Below are 15,691 nucleotides of genomic sequence, written 5' to 3' on the forward strand. Positions count from 1 at the left end.
GCCCCAGCCCCAGGCTTGCAGCCGCAACATCCCGCCGAATGAAGACGATCCAGTCTCCGAGCACGTCAGCCGACCTCAGTCCTGGCAAGCCTCGTCGAGCCGATCGCTATCGGCGGGCACAACTGAACACGCTCGAGCCGCGTCATGGCGAGGCGAGCACTTCAACACCCCTTCGGTCAGCCGTTGGCGAGCTGAGAGACCCGACCGCGCGAAACTCCGAGGATCGCCGCCGAGTCGGTGACAGAGAAGCCAGCATCCCGAAGGTTGCGCACAACAGCGCGCGACTGTGCTGCAGCGGCAGTCGAAGCCTCAGCAGCCTTCTCGGTCGCAACGCGCGCCGCCGTCACCACGTCATTGAGCGCCCCGATGTCGGGAACAACGTTGATCACCCAGGCGTCGTGATCGACGCCAGGGGCTTCCGTGTCGAGGTAGTCGCGCACCTGCTGTGCCGCCTTGTCGAGCGTGGAAACCTGGGTAGCGACCTCGTCGCCGATCCAGAGCTCCCACCCCTGCTCCCACTTGCGAGCTGTGACGGTGAGTTCCATGTCAGTCCTCCTTCGATGCTTCGATGGTCTTTAGTGCCTTGCGGACGAGGCCGGGGGAGATATCGCGCGTCTGCGTGATCGTCACCCGGTGGCGTCCCTTCAACCACACTTCGTGATCGCCCTTGCCCTGTCGGGAAACGAATCCCGCTTCCTTGAGCAGAGCGGCGAGTGCGGTATGTCTCATCGGCTTGACCATGACTCTAGTTTAGCCCCCCTAAACTGTCAATGTCAAGCCCCCCTAAACACTGATGTTGGGAGAGGGTCGTGAGCGCTGACACCCCATCTGCCCAGTACATCTGCGAAGGGTGCGGCGACGCCTACCCCAGCATCCGTGCCGCGCTGCTCTGCGAAGACGAAGACATCGCCGCAGACCGCGCCGCGCGCCGGCGCTAGCGCTCGGAGGTGCAAATTGGCATGGTCGTCGTCGAACCGCAAGGCGCAACTTCCGGCTGACTGGCCGCAACGTGCAAGCTTCGTCCTCGACCGCGACGGGCGTCGATGTCAGCACATCCGCTACGACACCGGCCGCAAGTGTGGCGCGTATGCGAACCAGTGCGATCACCGCGACCAGTCGCGCTCATGGGATCATTCGCCGGAGAACCTGCAGGCGCTCTGCGAGTATCACCACAAGGTGAAGAGCTCAGCGGAAGGCGGCGAAGCGGCCGCGAAAGCCGCCGCACGCCGGAAGGCTGCAAAGAAACGCCGACACCCCGGTCTGCTCCCGTAGCTGCAACTATGCGTCGGCCTTCGGAGCAAGATCGGTGCGCGCGCCCCGCCCTGGACGATTCGCCTTCCACGCGTCGATCGACGCCTTCGACCATCCGCCGACCGCGCCAATGCGGACATCGGGCTCAGGAAGCCGCCCGTCAGCCGCATAGTTGCGGATCGTCTGCGCCGAGAGCCCCACATAGGCGGCGATCTCCGAAGCGCCCATGTACTCAACCGTCATGGTGCAATCTTCCCACGCCGCAGTAGAATCACTCATGCTGCAATTCCCTTCGGTATTCAGCAACGCCCCGGCTCGGGTTTCACCCTGCATCGCAGGTCGAGCCGGGGCATCTTCGTTCGTCACCACGTCTGCAATTCCCCGCCGTCGGCGACGTCGAACATCGCAACCTGCCCCGGCATGACCGAGAGCGCCGCACGCCGCGGCCACGCAATACCTTCGAGCGGTTGCAACTTCCGCTCATACACGACAGGTGCAGGGCGCGGCGTCAACAGCGGACGCAACCGTGCTGCAACACGCGCCGTCATCGCAGGTGCAACTACCGGCACCGCCTGGCGCCTCACAACTCCACCTCGAACCGTGCAAGAAGCTCGGCCGGCGTCGCCGGGGCGATCGCTTCCGCCGCCGACTCAGCGTCGTTCGCATCGAGCCACGCACGCACGACAGTCGATGCAACTTCTCCGCATCCCGCCGAGTGCAACACGATCGCGAGCGGTGCAACTTCCGCCCACGCCATCGCCGCGTACATGTCCTCCGCGAACTCGGTGTGCTTCCACACGGACGCGAGCGCCCCGACGGCCTCGAACAGATCCGGCAGGGCTTCGCCTTCCACCGCCACCGCGTAGGCCTCTTTCATCTTCCCCATGACGCAACTTCCCTTCGATTCATCCCGCCGTTTCACAAGCGGGATAGGTGCAATTCACCCGTGCGCGTTCAGGTCATGAGCCTGACGCCGGCCTACGCCGGTACGCGCTGCAACTAGATCAGTACGCCCCACACGTCCGCTTCGACCGGCGCAACTTCCGCCGCCCACTCGTCGAATGGTGCAACATCCGGGACGGGTGCCAGCTCCGCAGCGGACACGATCGTGTGCACCTGCTGCCGTGACAGGCCGACCGCCTGAGCGATAGCAACCTTCGTCGCGCCCTTCTGGGATGCCGCGACGATCAGCGCGTCACGCTCTGCAATGAGGCGTCGCAGGGTTGCAAGTTCCCCTAGTGCGAAGTCTGCCGACTCGCGCCATTCGACGGCGTCGCGCTCATCCTTCGACCGCTCACGCCACTCGGAGAACGTGACCCGCTCAGTACCTTCGTACTCTTCGACCCACTGTCGGAACTCGGTTGTCACAAGCCCGCGCACGACGTGCCACGCGCCCGTGAATGCCGCCTGTTCCGACGACGTGCCGCGCGCCGCGCAGCGTGCAAGATAGCGCGCCGCCTTCGGCGTATTCGCGAAGATGTAAGTTACGCCGTCGGTATGCGCATAGAACCGCTCGCATTCCCCTGCAACATACGTTGCCCATGCGTCGAACTCGACGCCCCGCACGCTCACAGCGCACCGCCGTTCGCCTCAACGACGACCGGCGCAAGCATGTACGCCTGACCGTCGATCCACACGGCCGGAACGCCGCCAACCTCACCGGCTGCAAAGTCATCCGTCATCGGGTAATCGTCGCGCTCGGGTGCGTCGTCCCATTCGGAGCGACGCACGATGATCGAACGGCGCTCAACAGTCGCGCCCGCGTCGCGTGCAATATCACCCGCATACTCAGTGAGCGTGTCGCCGTCGAGCGTCGCACTGTACGGCGTGAATCCGTCTTCCCATTCAAATACTCGCATGACCTGTTCCCTTCGATTGCTCCACTGTTTCACCCGTGGAGGTTGTCCCGCGCTCCCGTCGTGATCGGGTGCCGCCTACGCGGTGCGCGGGTGTGCGAGTTACTCGCCGTGCATCTTTGCGGTCCAGTACTCGCCCCAGTGCGCGAGATAGCCCGTGCCATTCTCGGTGTCTCCGCCGCTCTGCTCGAACGCCTCGAATTGATCCGATCCGGGATAGCGTCGCTCCAACTCGTTCTCGATCACGTTCGAGCGCTCCGCGTTGAGCTTGGTTTCCGGGTCGATGTAGAACGCACCGTCATCCGTGAGTGTCTGGTGCTCCGCAATCAGGTCCGACGTGGACATGGTCGCGATACGTGCCCTGTATCGCTCAGAGAAGGCGAGCGACAGCCCGAGCGCGACCGCGCGCTCGTCCTCGGTGCGCTGCTTGCGCTCGGGGAGCTCTGCGTGCAATGCCTCGATCTGAGCCTCACTGAGGTTGTCGTCCAGCACTCGGGCGCGTACCACCTGCGCGGCATCGTAATAGGACATGGTTAGCGCTCCCCACGAATCGCGGCGATAGCCTCACGCGGGTACGCATAGGCGACGCCCAGCGCGTCCAGTGTTGCCCGCATCGTTTCCTGCATGACATTGAGCGTCTGGAACGCCTCACGCGCCGTCCCGCCGATGATGCCGAATGCGCGGGTGCCAGGGAATGACGAGCGGTTAGAACCGCCCGCGGGGATGATGTGCAGGTAGTGACCGCTTGCCGACTTGTCGATGCTGAGGCGGTCGCCTGTCTTCGTGATTCCTGCCGCCTCTGAGTAGGCGTGGAGGATAGCCGCCTGTACGGCGATGTCTGCGCGGGTGATTCGTTCGCTCATGGTGTGTTCCCTTCGGTGTGGGTCGGGGTTTCACTTCCGACACTCATAACCATAGGTACATCTGTACTCAATGTCAAGTGGTGTGACCATGACGGCGTGTCGCCACGACAGCACGCCACTGTCAACCCACACGACACACACCACACGTCACACCGCGCCCGACACCCGCCGAACGTCAAGTGACTTGACGCCCAATGCACACACAGGGGCACCCACCCCCTACCCCCGTCTTCTCCCGGCCCGCAAGCGTTCTGCCTCTCGCGGTGCGCGCGGGTCTGGGGGGTCATAATCCGGCCCCGATTGCGCCCGAAGGAGTCCGATGGCCGTCTACCCGCATCCCCGTCACCCGAGGGTGCTCGTCGCGTACACGTGGTTGGGGTCGCGGATGCCGACGCCTCGATGGTTCGACGACGAGGACTGGTCGTTCCAGCAACGTCATCCGCGGCTTGGGCGCAAGCTCTTCATGGCGTGGGCGCGGTGTCGAGGGTGTGGAGTCGTTCGACTTCGACTGTGGGGGAGAGCATGAGCGATACTCCGCTTGAGCGGCTGGGGGCCGCGATCAATGCGTTCATGGAAGAGACCGAGTCGTTTCCTCCGAGCGCGATGATGACGGGCTGGGTGGTCGTGGCGACGCACTCGCGGGTGCAGTCGGACGATCCCGCAGCGCTTCCGCTCGTGTCCGGCGCGCAGTACGCGATCGGCCCGACCACGTCGACTGTGGAGGCGGCGGGAATGGCGCGCTTCCTTGACGTCGTCGTGGAGCGCGCCACGTGGGGCATGCTTAACGGCAGCTCTGACGACGACGAGTAGTTGTCGTACGCGATCGAAGTCCAACGGTTGGACACCTGACTTCCAATCAGGAGGCTGCGGGTTCGAATCCCGTCGATCGCTCGAGGTGGAGGTTCCGAGTCGGTACAAGGGCATGTCCTGTTGCGCGACTAGGTACGTCGAATGGTCACCGGTCAGGGAGGCATCCCCGGACAGACGTTCGCTTGCTTGGAACCTAAGAACGAGGCGTCGCTACACGCCTACTCCACCCATTCCCGGGTAGCTCAGTGGCAGAGCGGCCGACTGTTGATCGGATGCGCGCAGGTTCGAACCCTGCCCCGGGAGCTTCATCATCACCGTCTGCGGCCGATTCGGCGCGCGGCTTCCGTTTCGGGAGAGGGCACACATGGCTGGCAAGGGTCCGGCGCCGAGTGAACGGCGCTCACGCGGTCGGGACACTCCGACGCGCGACATCATCAAGTCCGACGGCAAGCTTGGCGGCTTCCCTCTCCCGGACGACGTCCTGCCGCTGATTCCTGAGAAGGATCGCGACCCGGACTACTGGGAGGGCGAGGACCAGCGCGAGGAATGGCACCCGCAGACTGTGCGGTGGTGGCAGAACTGGCGTGAATCTCCGCAGGCAGCGAAGATGCTCACCGCGCCGGACTGGGACTACCTGCTCGACACGGCGCTCTTGCATCACCAGATGTGGATGAGCGGCGGGAAGAACTCGGAGCGCGCCGCGGAGATCCGCATCCGTGTGAACTCCTTCGGCGCGACTGTCGCCGATCGCCTGCGTCTGCGTCTCGAGGTCGAAGTTCCCGAGGACTACCCGGTGGGCAACGCTGCGAGCTCGAATGTGACCAGCATCGACGACCGTCGGCGACGAATCGCGGGGGAGTGACCGATGCCCCGGCGTCTGATTCGCAGCCCGGGGCACGACAGGAACCGCTCGCTCGGGTGGGTCGCGACGTGGTGGATCGAGACGTTTGTCGTCCACGGTCGCGGTGGCGCTCAGGGCATGCCGATCAAGTACGGCGACGAGTACACCGGCTTCATCGTCGACTGCTACGCGCACGACAAGGCCGGGAAGCGCTACTACAACTCGGCGTTCTTCTCCCGACCGAAGGGCACCGACAAGTCGGGGCTCGCTGCGGCGCTTGTGCTGTTCGAGGCGTTCGGCCCTGCCCGGTTCGCCGGGTGGGCGAAGGGTGGCGAAACCTACGAGTTCCTCGGGCGTACGTACACGTACGTCAAGGGTGAGCCGATGGGTAAGCCGGTTCGATCGCCGGTCGTCAAGATCATGGCGACCGAAGAGGGTCAGACCGGCAACGTCTACGACAATGTCTACTACAACCTCACGAACGAGGACGCCCCGCTCTACGCGCTGAAAGCGGTCTACGGCGTGGACGCCGGCAAGACGCGCGTGCTGATCCCGCACAACGGCGGGACGATCACCCCGTCAACGGCTGGTGCCGCGTCGAAGGACGGCGGGCTCGAAACGTTCGCGGTGTTTGACGAGACCCACCTGTACGAGACGGACACGCTGCGGTCCATGTACGACACCGTCGTCCGAAACCTGTCGAAGCGACGCAAGGAAGGCACGTGGTTCATCGAGACCACGACGATGTACGAGCCTGGCGCCGAGTCGGTTGCTGAGGACACGTACTTCCTCGCGGACCAGATCGAAGACAAGAAGGCGCGCCGGCCGCGTCTGCTGTTCGATCACCGCTGGGCGAATGTCGAGTCCCTCGACAAGATCAAGGTGCCCGATCCGACGAAGCGCGGCGGCATGCGGCTCGAGACCGAGAAGGAGTACATCGAGCGGCTCACCGAAGCGTTCCTGGAGTCCTTCGGTGATGCGATCGCGTGGAACGACGTCGACGGCATGCTCGATGACCTGTTCGACCCGCGCCGCTCCGAGGAAGACACCATCCGGTATTTCTTCAACGCGGTCGTCGCGGGCAAGAACGCGTGGTTGAAGCTCGCGGACTGGTCGAAGATCGGCCTGCAGGCGTTGCTCGCCGAGGCGAAGGCGAACGGCGAGAAGCTCGGCTTCCGCCCGCCGATGCGGGGCGACAAGATCGCGCTCGGGTTCGACGGCTCGCTGAACTCCGACGCGACAGTGCTCATCGCCTGCCGCATCGACGACGGCTACGTCTTCCCAATCGGCATCTGGGAAGCGCCCGACTCGAAGGAAGCGAAGCACTGGCAGGTCGACCACCAAGAGGTCGAAGCCGTGCTCGACGCGACGTTCAAGAAGTTCAAGGTCGTCGCGTTCCTCGCTGACCCGCCGCACTGGCGTGACTACGTCGACCGCTGGGAGACGAAGTACGGGCCGGAGCTGGTCGTCAAGGCGACGGACGTGAAGCCGATCTCGTTCGAGACCTCGCGTCACACCGAGATGGCAAAGCTCGTCGAGCGCACGGAGACGGCGATCAAGTCGGGCGAGCTCCGACACGGCAACCACCGTGTGCTGAGCCGTCACGTAATGAACGCCCACCGCTGGAAGCGCTCTGCCGGCGACGTCATCGGCAAGGACCGCAAGGGGTCACTCAAGAAGATGGACGCCGCGATGGGCATGTGCCTCGCGGTCGAGGGGCGCGCCCGATACAAGAAGCAGTTCAAGAAGCGGACGGGTACGGCTCGCCGGGTTCGATGATGCAGGAAAGAGGTGGAAAGTGCTGCTTGACACCCACATTCCAGGCTCAGATGACTGGTGGCTTATGCGCCTTGCGCGGCAGCTCGGAAGCGGGCTGCCGCGCATGGAGAAGCTGCGGTCATACCGCGACGGCGACGCCCTGCTTCCCACTGACACGTGGGATCAGGCGATCAGCCAGCAGTACCTCCGGTTCATGCGTCGCTCGCGCCTGCACGTTGCCGAGACGCTGCGCGACGCACGCACGGATCGTCAGGAGGTCGTCGCGTTCCGCACTGCGGCTCCTGGAGATGCGAACGGCGACCTTGCCGCGCAGGCGATCTGGGATCGGTCACGCATGGACGTGCAGTCGGTGTCGCAGTTCAACGACGTCGGCGACTACGGACGCGCGTACATCATCACGACGCAGAACGCCGAGCGCAAGGCGATGTGGCACGTCGCGAACGAGTGGACGACGATCAGCGAACAGGACTCCCGCTACCCGTGGATCACCCTCGCCGCAATCGAGGTCGGCTACAACGCCCTGCTCGGCACGGAAGAGATCACCCTGTACCGTCCCGGCTACTTCCGGATCGCCTACCGAGTGACAGCCGTTCCGACGCTCCCGAACGACGGCAGCGAATGGTCGATCACGTCCGACTGGACGTGGGCTGGCCCGCCCGTCGCGACAGGCAACGTCACCGAATCGCTGGTCACGAAGCACTCGACGCCGGACGGTTTCGGCATCTATGAGAAGCACCTGGACTCGCTCGATCGCATCAACGAGATCACCCTCAACGGCCTGACGCTCATCGTCATGCAGTCGTTCCGGCAGCGCGCCGTGATGGCTGACCTGGACGACGTCTACCCCGAGGATCACCCGAAGGCCGGCCAGGTCGTCGACTACGACGAGGTCTTCCGCACCGGCCCAGCGGCGCTGTGGACGCTTCCGGCGTCGGCGAAGATGTGGGAGTCGTCCGCAACCGACGTCCGACCCATCTACGAGGCGCGCAAGGACGAGCTGAAAGACCTCTGCACGATCACGCGCACGCCGCTCAGCATCTTCGACTCGTCGTCGGCAAACCAGTCCGCCCTCGGGTCACAGATCTCGCATCAGCCGCTCATCAATGCGGTCAACCGCATGAACCGAATCGCCGCCGCATCATTCGCACAGGCGATGTCGACGTCGTTCCTCATCGAGGGTGAGTCGGCACGCGCGGAGTACACCGGCATCGAGGTCGAGTTCGCGAAGGTCAACCCGGCAACGCTCGCCGAGAAGGCCGAAGCGGCACCGAAGTTCAAGTCGGGTGGTGCGACGCAGGCATGGATCGACGCGGAGGTGTTCGAGATGTCGCCTGAACAGCGCCGCGCTGCGGCAAGCGATCGCGCCGAGGAGGCGTTCACGCTCGCTCTCAGCGGAGCTGCGACGCCGTCGCAGGCGTTGACAGCCACAGGCGGCGATGGTGGCGACTGACGACGAGAAGTACACGCTGCTTGTCGACACGTACGCGCGGGAGCACGCATCGATCGTGGAAGCCCTCGTTCGGGCACTGTTGCAGCTCTGGCTCCCGTTCTCATGGTGGGGGCGACCCGACATGGTGAACGCCGCCGCGGCGGCATCCGCTGTGCACGTCGACGCCGCCACGCGCCGCGCACGCCGCCTGTCGCGGGCGTTCATGATCCGGCAACTTGAGCTGCTGCAGGCGATGCCTGAAACGCTCCCGCCGATCATCGACACCTACGAACGTGGCGGTACGCCGATCATCGAGGTCTACAAGCGGCCAGCACGCCAACTCGAACACCGCATCCGCGAGGACCGCAAGAAGGTCGAACGCGAGACGGGGGAGACCCCGCCCTGGCCGGAGCGGGTATCGGACGAACAGTGGAAGAGCTTCACAGACCGACTCACCTCGGTCGTAGAAGACGACCTTGCCGCTACTGCGAGAGACGAAGCGCAGAAGGTGCTCTGGTCCGCACCGAAGGTCGTCGGGTATCGACGGGTGATCCACCCGGAGTTCTCGAAGACCGGAACCTGTGGGCTCTGCGTCGTCGCGTCGTCGCGGTTCTACACGAAGTCCGAGCTCATGCCGCTGCACGACAAGTGCAAGTGCACGATCTCACCGATCACCGCGAAGCAGGATCTCGGCCTGCGCCTCAACCGTGAAGACCTCGACGCGCTCTACAAGGCCGCAGGCAGCAACTATGCCGAAGACCTCAAGCGCATCAAGGTTCAGATTCGTGAGCATGGCGAGCTCGGTCCCATCCTGACCGAGCGTGGCGGCGCGTTCCGCGACGTCCGCGAAGTGAACCGACAGTCGAAACGCCAGAAGTTCACTCCGTTCGAGCGGATGAACGACGAGGCGCGACAGAAGATGTGGCGCGCCCACCTCGCAACATCGACCCGCAGCATCGACATCCTCCTTGACGCGAAGGCCCGAAACACCAACCTCGTCGACATGACGGGCAGCGGTCGGGCCGTGCCGGTCAAAGACATCGACAAGGCGATCGAGTGGCACCGGCTACTCATCGCCCGCGCCGAAGCCAACTTGGCGTGACCACCTTCCCGCTACGGCGGGTCCGCACGTCCTGATTCGGGGCGCGCATTCCACTTCCGATTCGGAGGCTCATCCACCATGTCCGCACACAAGCCCACCCGCGTGCTCGGCCCCCAGTTCGCTCCGTACTGGCACCGGCCCCAGTTCCGCTACATCGACCCGGTCCCTGGTGCCGAGGCAGGCACGCCGCCAGCTTCGGACGAGGTGGAGTTCCTGCCAGCCGACGACCAGCTCTCCGACGAGGAGTTCCTCGCCAAGCGGGGTTTCCCGCGTGGCGTCAAGCGGGACGACCTGCCGGTGGAGCAGCAGCTCACATCGCTTCGGTACGAGGCGCGCAAGTGGCAGTACCTCCGCGACATCGACAAGCGCACGGTGACGCAGTACGCGCAGCTCGGCACCGTGGAAGAGCTGCAGACCGCCAAGGACGCGGCCGAACAGGCACGCCTTGACGCTCTCGGCGACAACGAACGAGCCATCGAAGAGGCGAAGAACGCTGGTCGCGCCGAGGGCATCGCCCAGAGCAAGAACCAGAACCTCGACATTGCCGTGAAGGGCATGCTCATCGCGCTCACCAGGGGTGCAGACGAGTCCTTCGACGACGCGACCTCCCGTGTGGATGGTCTCGTCGAGTTCGCCGACATGACGAAGTTCATCGGCGGCAACGGAGAACTGGACGCCGCAAAGGTCCAGACGTTCGCACAGTCCATCGGTTCGGCGGGCGGCAACGATCCTGGCTCGCAGTCGTCCTGGGGCGCGCAGTACCAGCGCGCCCATGAAGGACGCATCCCGCCTGCGCCTGGCGCGACCGGTTCGGTCGCGGCGGCACAGCAGGCGGCACGCGAGCGCCTCAACAAGAAGAACGCCTGAAAGGAAGGCTCATCATGACCGATTTCTCGATCACCAAGAGCGCAACCGGCGTGAAGCAGGACACCCGTTGGCGCATCTCTGCCCACGGTGAAGACTCTGCTCGCCCCGGCCAGCTCGACATCTCCACCCTGACCGCCGCTCACAAGGTTGACGGTCGTGCCCCGTCCGGCCTTGCGCTCGGTCAGATCACCGCGTCGAAGCTGTACGGCCCGTACGACGTCGACGCCACCGATGGTCGCCAGACCCTCGCCGGCTTCCTCAACGACAACGAGGGTGTCGAAGTTCCCGCAGGCTCCAAGCCGACGATCGCCGTGTTCAAGCACGGCATCGTCAAGCCCTCGGTCCTGCCCGTCGCAGCACAGCGCGCCGCCGTCCTCACGGCCACCGCTTCGTGCTCCATCACCTACGTGGAGGACTGACCTATGGCGTTCACCAAGAACCACCGCACCCCCGTCCAGCTCACCGGCACCGCGCGCGCCGCGTTCGAACTGCACGTCGAGGCGTTCGAGACGGCTGATCTGCTCCCGATCGAGGCGTCGCCGACGCTTCACTACTCGGTGAACATCGGCCAGTCTGTGCTCCCCGCGGCCGCGTCGTTCCGTGCGTTCAACACCGAGTCCGAGGTCGGCACGCTCGACGCCGGGCAGACCGCGTCGGGCAAGCTCCCCCCGATCTCGATCCGCATCCCGGTCGACGAGCACCAGGAGCTCGTCATGGCCGGCATGGAAGACGCGATCGGCGCGGCATTCGACAAGCGCGCCGAGCGCACCGCGCAGGCCGTCGGCTCGCGCTTCGTGCTCGCGCAGGTCGAGGCGATCGTCGACGGCAAGGTCACGATCAAGGAGCGCCAGATGGACTTCGTCGTCGACTTCGGTCGGAAGGCGAGCCACAGCGCAACCGCCGGCACCCTCTGGGGCGCTGTGGGAGCCGACCCGCTCGCGGACCTCGAGGGCCTGCGTGCTGCGATGGACAAGGGGATCTCGTCGATCCTCCTGTCGCGCACGATCATGTCAGTGCTCCAGGCGAACCCGGAGATCATCAAGCTCGTCGTTGGGCGCGGTTCCGACCTGCCCTCGCGGGTCAGCGAAGATGACGTGCGCTCCGTGCTCCGCTCGTGGGGCTTCGGCGAGGTGCGCGTCAACGAGCAGACGATCGTCAACCGTCAGGGCGTGGAGCAGAAGCTGTTCCCGGCCGACAAGGTCATCCTGCTCTCCGGCTCCCAGTTCGGCAACACGCTGCTCGGCGTCACGGCCGAGTCGATGTCGTCGGAGAACGGCATCAGCCGCGCAGAGGCCGCGGGTCTCTTCTCGGGCGCGACGCACACGCACGACCCGGAGGGCTTCAACGTCCTCGTGTCGGCGATCGGCCTGCCCGTGCTCCAGGCGCCGGACAACACGGCGTCCCTCAAGGTCGCGTAGCGACTCACGCCAACGCGGGGCGGTTCCCTTCCGGGGAGCCGCCCCGCTCTGCATCGAAGAGAAGGTCTGCCATGAGCAAGAAGAACATCCTCACGGGACACGTCTCCCGCGTCATCAACGGTGTCCCCGTCGTCCTCGGCCCGGGCGACCCCGCCCCCGACTGGGTCACGAACCCTGCACTTCTCACGCCAGCGGGCAAGGGCGAGACCGAGGTCACGGCGAACACTCCCACTCCCGCACCGCCCACGAAGAGCGTCGAGGACGCCGCTGACAGCGGCGCTGCTGATGGCCTCGATGTGCTCAAGATCAAGGAACTGCGCGACGTCGCCGAGAATGCCGGCATCGCGAAGTCGGGATCGAAGCAGGAACTCATCGACCGCATCCGCGCGAAGCGCACCGCCGATGCCCCGGAGACCAACACGCACCCCGACGGCGACGGCGACCGCGATCAGATGCTCGCAAAGGCAGCCGAGCTCGGCATCGAAGACGCCGACGAGCTCACCGACGCCGAACTGCAGGCCGCACTCGAGAACGAGGAGTGACCAGATGGCGACGCTCCCCGAAGTGACTCACGACGAGATCCCGACCTACTCGCGCGTCGACGTCTCGGACTTCGACCCCAACTACCTTGACGGGAAGTTGGGCGAAGTCGTCGATCAGATCAAGAGCCGCTGGGGGAGCGTCGTCGCCTCACGCCTCGCATCCGGCATCCTCACTGAGCGGCTCTTCAAAGCCGTCGTCGTCCGTGTCGCCGCACGAGAGTTCGGCAACGAAGACGGATTCAAGTCCGAGAGCGAAGGGCAGTACAGCTACGAGCGAAACGCGCTCGTAGCGTCCGGCTACCTCTGGTTCTCGGACATCGACGAGCGCGACCTGACCGGCCGCGTCGCGCCGAAACGCGCAGGGCGCGCCGGCACCGCCACCGTGCGACGACAGCCCGGGTGGCCGTAATGTCGCTGCTTCGGCGCAAAGCGCCCCACACCGTCAAGGTGCAGAACCGGGCCATGCAGCGCAACGAGCGTGGACAGCAGGCATTCGAACCCGTCGGGCCGCTCGTCGACGTCCGGTGCATGGTTGAGCCCGTGCGCGACTGGTCGCAGGCCGAAGAAGCGCAGACGCTCGGCCTGCAGGTCATCGACCTCATGGTCATTCGCTCCGCACTCTGGCCAGGCGACATCCACTCGCACGTTCTCTGGAACGGCAACTGGTACGAGACGGTCGGTGCTCCACAGCACCACTCCGTCTCGAAGCGCACCGGCCACTACCGGGTGACGATCAAGTGGCTCCGGAAGGAGGCGTGACGGTGTCTGATGTCTACGTTCGCGAGGACGCGCGACTGGTCGCGGCGATCATCGCCGGGAATCATCCTGAAATGGACCGTGCCGCTGCGCGAGTCCACCGCTCGGTTCGCTCGGTAGCGGTCGGCCACCGGTTGACAGGCAGCTTCATTGACGGGCTGACGGTACAGACCGTACCGGGCGAGATTGGTGTCGGTCGACGGGTGAGCGACCGTGTGATCAGCTCCACCGACCCGGGAACGCTGTCGATCGAGTACGGGCACTTCGTCCGCTACAAGAACGCGCGACGCGTGCGATGGATTCCCGGACAGCACCCGATGGCCCGCGGCATGGCGGCGGTGCATTGATGGGCCGATTCGAAGTCGACCTGCTTGACGCGGACATGCTCTTCCAGAAGCTCCTCCGCGCGGCATCTGCTCCCGAGGTCACAATCGTCGGTGACCTCGACACTGGCTCATACGCCGAGATCCCGATCCTCACCCACTACTCATCCATCGCGCAGCATCCGAGCGGCAACGGCCTGTGGGTCGTCACGCTCACCGGCACCGTGATCGCCGAGACCGCCGACGCATTCGATATCGCTCGCGCCATGTACAAGACCGTCTGGTCGTGGGACTCGCCGCTCGAGGGGATCGTCCCCGGCGTCGGCGCCGTCGAGAGCGTCGAAGACATCAGTGCTCCCTCCCGCGTCGGCGGCGAAGCGCAGATGGAAGCGAAGACGGTCGTCCAATACACCGGCTCATGGAGCATCACGGCCCGCAACCACTAACCACCCTGGGCTCGCCACGGCGAGTTGGTCTGCACACCAACCAGGAGGCAATCGTGTCTGTTGACAAGACCAAGCTCGTTATCCCCGGCCACGGAACCGTGTTCAAGGCTCCGAAGGGCACCAAGCCGCCGCTCGACCCGATGACGGCGTTCTCGCTCACCGCAGAGAACGTCGCCGCCGCGGGCTCGGGTGGCGCGAAGTGGCTGAACCTCGGCCACACATCCAAGCAGAACACCATCGCGTTCACGAAGGAGGGCGGCGACAAGGAGTCTCTTGACTCGTTCCTCGCCGACGGCGTTCGCACGTCGACCAGTTCGACGCAGTGGGGCGTGAACGTCGCCGCTCTGCAGATCGACCCGACGACTCTCGACCTCGCCTTCCAGGGTGCGTTCGACCCCGCCACGGGCGGCTACACCGTCGCGGGTTCGTCCTCGACCGAGGTCGCGCTGTTCCTGTACTTCCAGGACACCACGGGCTCGCTCGGCTTCTGGATTCCGAACGTCGACACGTCCATCGGTGACGCTCCGACTGTCGACACCGCGAACTTCTTCGAGCTCCCGCTGTCTGGTTCCATCCTCTCCGCAGACGCGTCGGTCATCCCGCCCGTCAACGGGCGCGCTGGTATCTACCAGATCTTCTCGTCCGCGCTCTCGCTCGGCACGTGGACGGGTACGACCGACTACGCCGCGGGCAACCTCGTCGCGCTCCCGGGCGGCGAGATCCTCGAAGCCACCACGGCCGGCAAGTCGGGAGCATCCGCACCCACCGCCCCCGCGGTCGGCGCGACGGTCACCGACGCCACCGTCACCTGGCGCCGCATCCAGTAGTCCCAAGCCACCCCCGAGGGCGCATCATGTGCAGACCCGCCCTCGGGGGTCTTTCTCGTACCCGGTCTGCGCGCTGAAAGGTCTGCCATGACTACTTCCCCGAAGGTTCCCCAGGACCGCAAGCCGAAGGCTCCCAAGCCCTCCGAGATCATCGACGAGCAGGCGGAACGCGCCGCGCTTTACGAAGAGCTGCTGGGCGACATGCCTGCGCTGCTCCCGGTCCACCGGTTCCGCATTTCCCACCGCAACGACTTCAACAACCTCATGCTTGACGCGGCCAAGTCTGGCGCGTTCGACGGCAATGACGGTCCACTCGAGTACGACATGAGCAAGCCGGACGACATCGAGCGATTCCAGGCGCTGCAGCAGTTCGTTGCGTCGATCGACCTGTGGGCTGAGCGCATCGCCGAGAACCCCGACGACTACGCCGTCTGGGCGGAGGGCAAGAAGGAAGAGCACTTCATGGCGCTCTTCACCCACTACCGGGACGCACTGGGGGAATCCTCCGGCTCCGAGAACTGATCGACGAACTCGACACTCTCGGGGCGCTCCGCGCCGACCTCGCGCAGTTCTACGGGCTG

The 15,691-nt window shown here is 65.2% G+C and carries 24 protein-coding genes and 2 tRNA genes; 18 read left to right on the forward strand and 8 right to left on the reverse strand.

Annotation, left to right across the window (positions count from 1 at the left end; genetic code table 11):
• Positions 1-176: 176 nt before the first annotated feature.
• Positions 177-545, reverse strand: coding sequence for an antitoxin HicB (locus tag AC1REM_RS07810; RefSeq protein ID WP_492514114.1), 369 nt, complete (start codon positions 543-545; stop codon positions 177-179).
• Position 546: 1 nt separating this feature from the next.
• Entirely contained in the window at positions 547-741 is a 195-nt protein-coding gene (locus tag AC1REM_RS07815; RefSeq protein WP_492514115.1) for a type II toxin-antitoxin system HicA family toxin, read from the reverse strand.
• Between the two features lie 68 nt (positions 742-809).
• Here AC1REM_RS07815 and AC1REM_RS07820 point away from each other — a divergent pair, with 68 nt between their 5' ends.
• The gene (locus AC1REM_RS07820) at positions 810-938 is read left to right on the forward strand and encodes a hypothetical protein (protein ID WP_492514116.1); all 129 of its coding nucleotides are present in this window, start codon (positions 810-812) and stop codon (positions 936-938) included.
• Positions 939-1,278: 340 nt separating this feature from the next.
• Here AC1REM_RS07820 and AC1REM_RS07825 read toward each other — a convergent pair whose 3' ends face one another.
• The 6 genes from AC1REM_RS07825 to AC1REM_RS07850 form a co-directional block, all read right to left on the reverse strand.
• A complete protein-coding gene (locus AC1REM_RS07825; protein WP_492514117.1) occupies positions 1,279-1,494 on the reverse strand; it encodes a helix-turn-helix transcriptional regulator in 216 nt (71 codons plus the stop codon).
• A 337-nt stretch (positions 1,495-1,831) separates the two neighbouring features.
• On the reverse strand, positions 1,832-2,137 hold the full coding sequence (locus tag AC1REM_RS07830; protein ID WP_492514118.1) for a hypothetical protein: 306 nt from the start codon (positions 2,135-2,137) through the stop codon (positions 1,832-1,834).
• Positions 2,138-2,250: 113 nt separating this feature from the next.
• Complete coding sequence (locus AC1REM_RS07835; RefSeq protein WP_492514119.1) at positions 2,251-2,823, reverse strand: hypothetical protein; 573 nt, start codon at positions 2,821-2,823, stop codon at positions 2,251-2,253.
• A complete protein-coding gene (locus tag AC1REM_RS07840; protein ID WP_492514120.1) occupies positions 2,820-3,110 on the reverse strand; it encodes a hypothetical protein in 291 nt (96 codons plus the stop codon). Before AC1REM_RS07840 ends, AC1REM_RS07835 begins: the two co-directional genes overlap by 4 nt.
• A gap of 99 nt (positions 3,111-3,209) precedes the next feature.
• On the reverse strand, positions 3,210-3,638 hold the full coding sequence (locus AC1REM_RS07845) for a hypothetical protein (protein WP_492514121.1): 429 nt from the start codon (positions 3,636-3,638) through the stop codon (positions 3,210-3,212).
• 2 nt (positions 3,639-3,640) lie between these two features.
• Complete coding sequence (locus AC1REM_RS07850) at positions 3,641-3,970, reverse strand: hypothetical protein (protein ID WP_492514122.1); 330 nt, start codon at positions 3,968-3,970, stop codon at positions 3,641-3,643.
• 522 nt (positions 3,971-4,492) lie between these two features.
• On the opposite strand from AC1REM_RS07850, the gene AC1REM_RS07855 reads away from it, so the two are divergent.
• From AC1REM_RS07855 to AC1REM_RS07935, 17 genes are all read left to right on the forward strand, one after another.
• On the forward strand, positions 4,493-4,780 hold the full coding sequence (locus tag AC1REM_RS07855; protein WP_492514123.1) for a hypothetical protein: 288 nt from the start codon (positions 4,493-4,495) through the stop codon (positions 4,778-4,780).
• A gap of 9 nt (positions 4,781-4,789) precedes the next feature.
• Positions 4,790-4,861, forward strand: a tRNA-Gly gene (locus AC1REM_RS07860).
• A 150-nt stretch (positions 4,862-5,011) separates the two neighbouring features.
• A tRNA-Asn gene (locus AC1REM_RS07865) sits at positions 5,012-5,083 on the forward strand.
• Positions 5,084-5,144: 61 nt separating this feature from the next.
• Complete coding sequence (locus AC1REM_RS07870) at positions 5,145-5,642, forward strand: phage terminase small subunit (protein WP_492514124.1); 498 nt, start codon at positions 5,145-5,147, stop codon at positions 5,640-5,642.
• Positions 5,643-5,645: 3 nt separating this feature from the next.
• A complete protein-coding gene (locus tag AC1REM_RS07875) occupies positions 5,646-7,400 on the forward strand; it encodes a terminase TerL endonuclease subunit (protein ID WP_492514125.1) in 1,755 nt (584 codons plus the stop codon).
• A 19-nt stretch (positions 7,401-7,419) separates the two neighbouring features.
• Complete coding sequence (locus tag AC1REM_RS07880) at positions 7,420-8,850, forward strand: hypothetical protein (RefSeq protein WP_492514126.1); 1,431 nt, start codon at positions 7,420-7,422, stop codon at positions 8,848-8,850.
• A complete protein-coding gene (locus tag AC1REM_RS07885; RefSeq protein WP_492514127.1) occupies positions 8,840-9,931 on the forward strand; it encodes a hypothetical protein in 1,092 nt (363 codons plus the stop codon). The genes AC1REM_RS07880 and AC1REM_RS07885 overlap by 11 nt, the downstream gene beginning before the upstream one ends.
• Before the next feature lie 78 nt (positions 9,932-10,009).
• Positions 10,010-10,798 (forward strand): hypothetical protein, encoded by a 789-nt coding sequence (locus AC1REM_RS07890; protein WP_492514128.1) that lies wholly within the window; start codon positions 10,010-10,012, stop codon positions 10,796-10,798.
• Between the two features lie 14 nt (positions 10,799-10,812).
• Positions 10,813-11,217, forward strand: coding sequence for a head decoration protein (locus tag AC1REM_RS07895; RefSeq protein ID WP_492514129.1), 405 nt, complete (start codon positions 10,813-10,815; stop codon positions 11,215-11,217).
• A gap of 3 nt (positions 11,218-11,220) precedes the next feature.
• Entirely contained in the window at positions 11,221-12,216 is a 996-nt protein-coding gene (locus tag AC1REM_RS07900) for a major capsid protein (protein WP_492514130.1), read from the forward strand.
• Between the two features lie 71 nt (positions 12,217-12,287).
• Positions 12,288-12,758, forward strand: a complete 471-nt coding sequence (locus tag AC1REM_RS07905) for an SAP domain-containing protein (protein ID WP_492514131.1) — start codon at positions 12,288-12,290, stop codon at positions 12,756-12,758.
• A gap of 4 nt (positions 12,759-12,762) precedes the next feature.
• The gene (locus tag AC1REM_RS07910) at positions 12,763-13,167 is read left to right on the forward strand and encodes a hypothetical protein (protein ID WP_492514132.1); all 405 of its coding nucleotides are present in this window, start codon (positions 12,763-12,765) and stop codon (positions 13,165-13,167) included.
• The gene (locus AC1REM_RS07915) at positions 13,167-13,517 is read left to right on the forward strand and encodes a hypothetical protein (RefSeq protein ID WP_492514133.1); all 351 of its coding nucleotides are present in this window, start codon (positions 13,167-13,169) and stop codon (positions 13,515-13,517) included. Before AC1REM_RS07910 ends, AC1REM_RS07915 begins: the two co-directional genes overlap by 1 nt.
• Before the next feature lie 2 nt (positions 13,518-13,519).
• A complete protein-coding gene (locus AC1REM_RS07920; protein WP_492514134.1) occupies positions 13,520-13,861 on the forward strand; it encodes a DUF5403 family protein in 342 nt (113 codons plus the stop codon).
• The gene (locus AC1REM_RS07925; protein ID WP_492514135.1) at positions 13,861-14,283 is read left to right on the forward strand and encodes a hypothetical protein; all 423 of its coding nucleotides are present in this window, start codon (positions 13,861-13,863) and stop codon (positions 14,281-14,283) included. The genes AC1REM_RS07920 and AC1REM_RS07925 overlap by 1 nt, the downstream gene beginning before the upstream one ends.
• 53 nt (positions 14,284-14,336) lie before the next feature.
• The gene (locus AC1REM_RS07930) at positions 14,337-15,110 is read left to right on the forward strand and encodes a phage tail tube protein (RefSeq protein WP_492514136.1); all 774 of its coding nucleotides are present in this window, start codon (positions 14,337-14,339) and stop codon (positions 15,108-15,110) included.
• An 87-nt stretch (positions 15,111-15,197) separates the two neighbouring features.
• Positions 15,198-15,632 carry a hypothetical protein gene (locus AC1REM_RS07935; protein WP_492514137.1) on the forward strand — a complete coding sequence of 145 codons (435 nt, stop codon included), beginning with the start codon at positions 15,198-15,200 and terminating at the stop codon, positions 15,630-15,632.
• Positions 15,633-15,691 lie beyond the last annotated feature (59 nt).

The organism is Microbacterium sp. GW823-FHT02G05 (assembly GCF_058797175.1).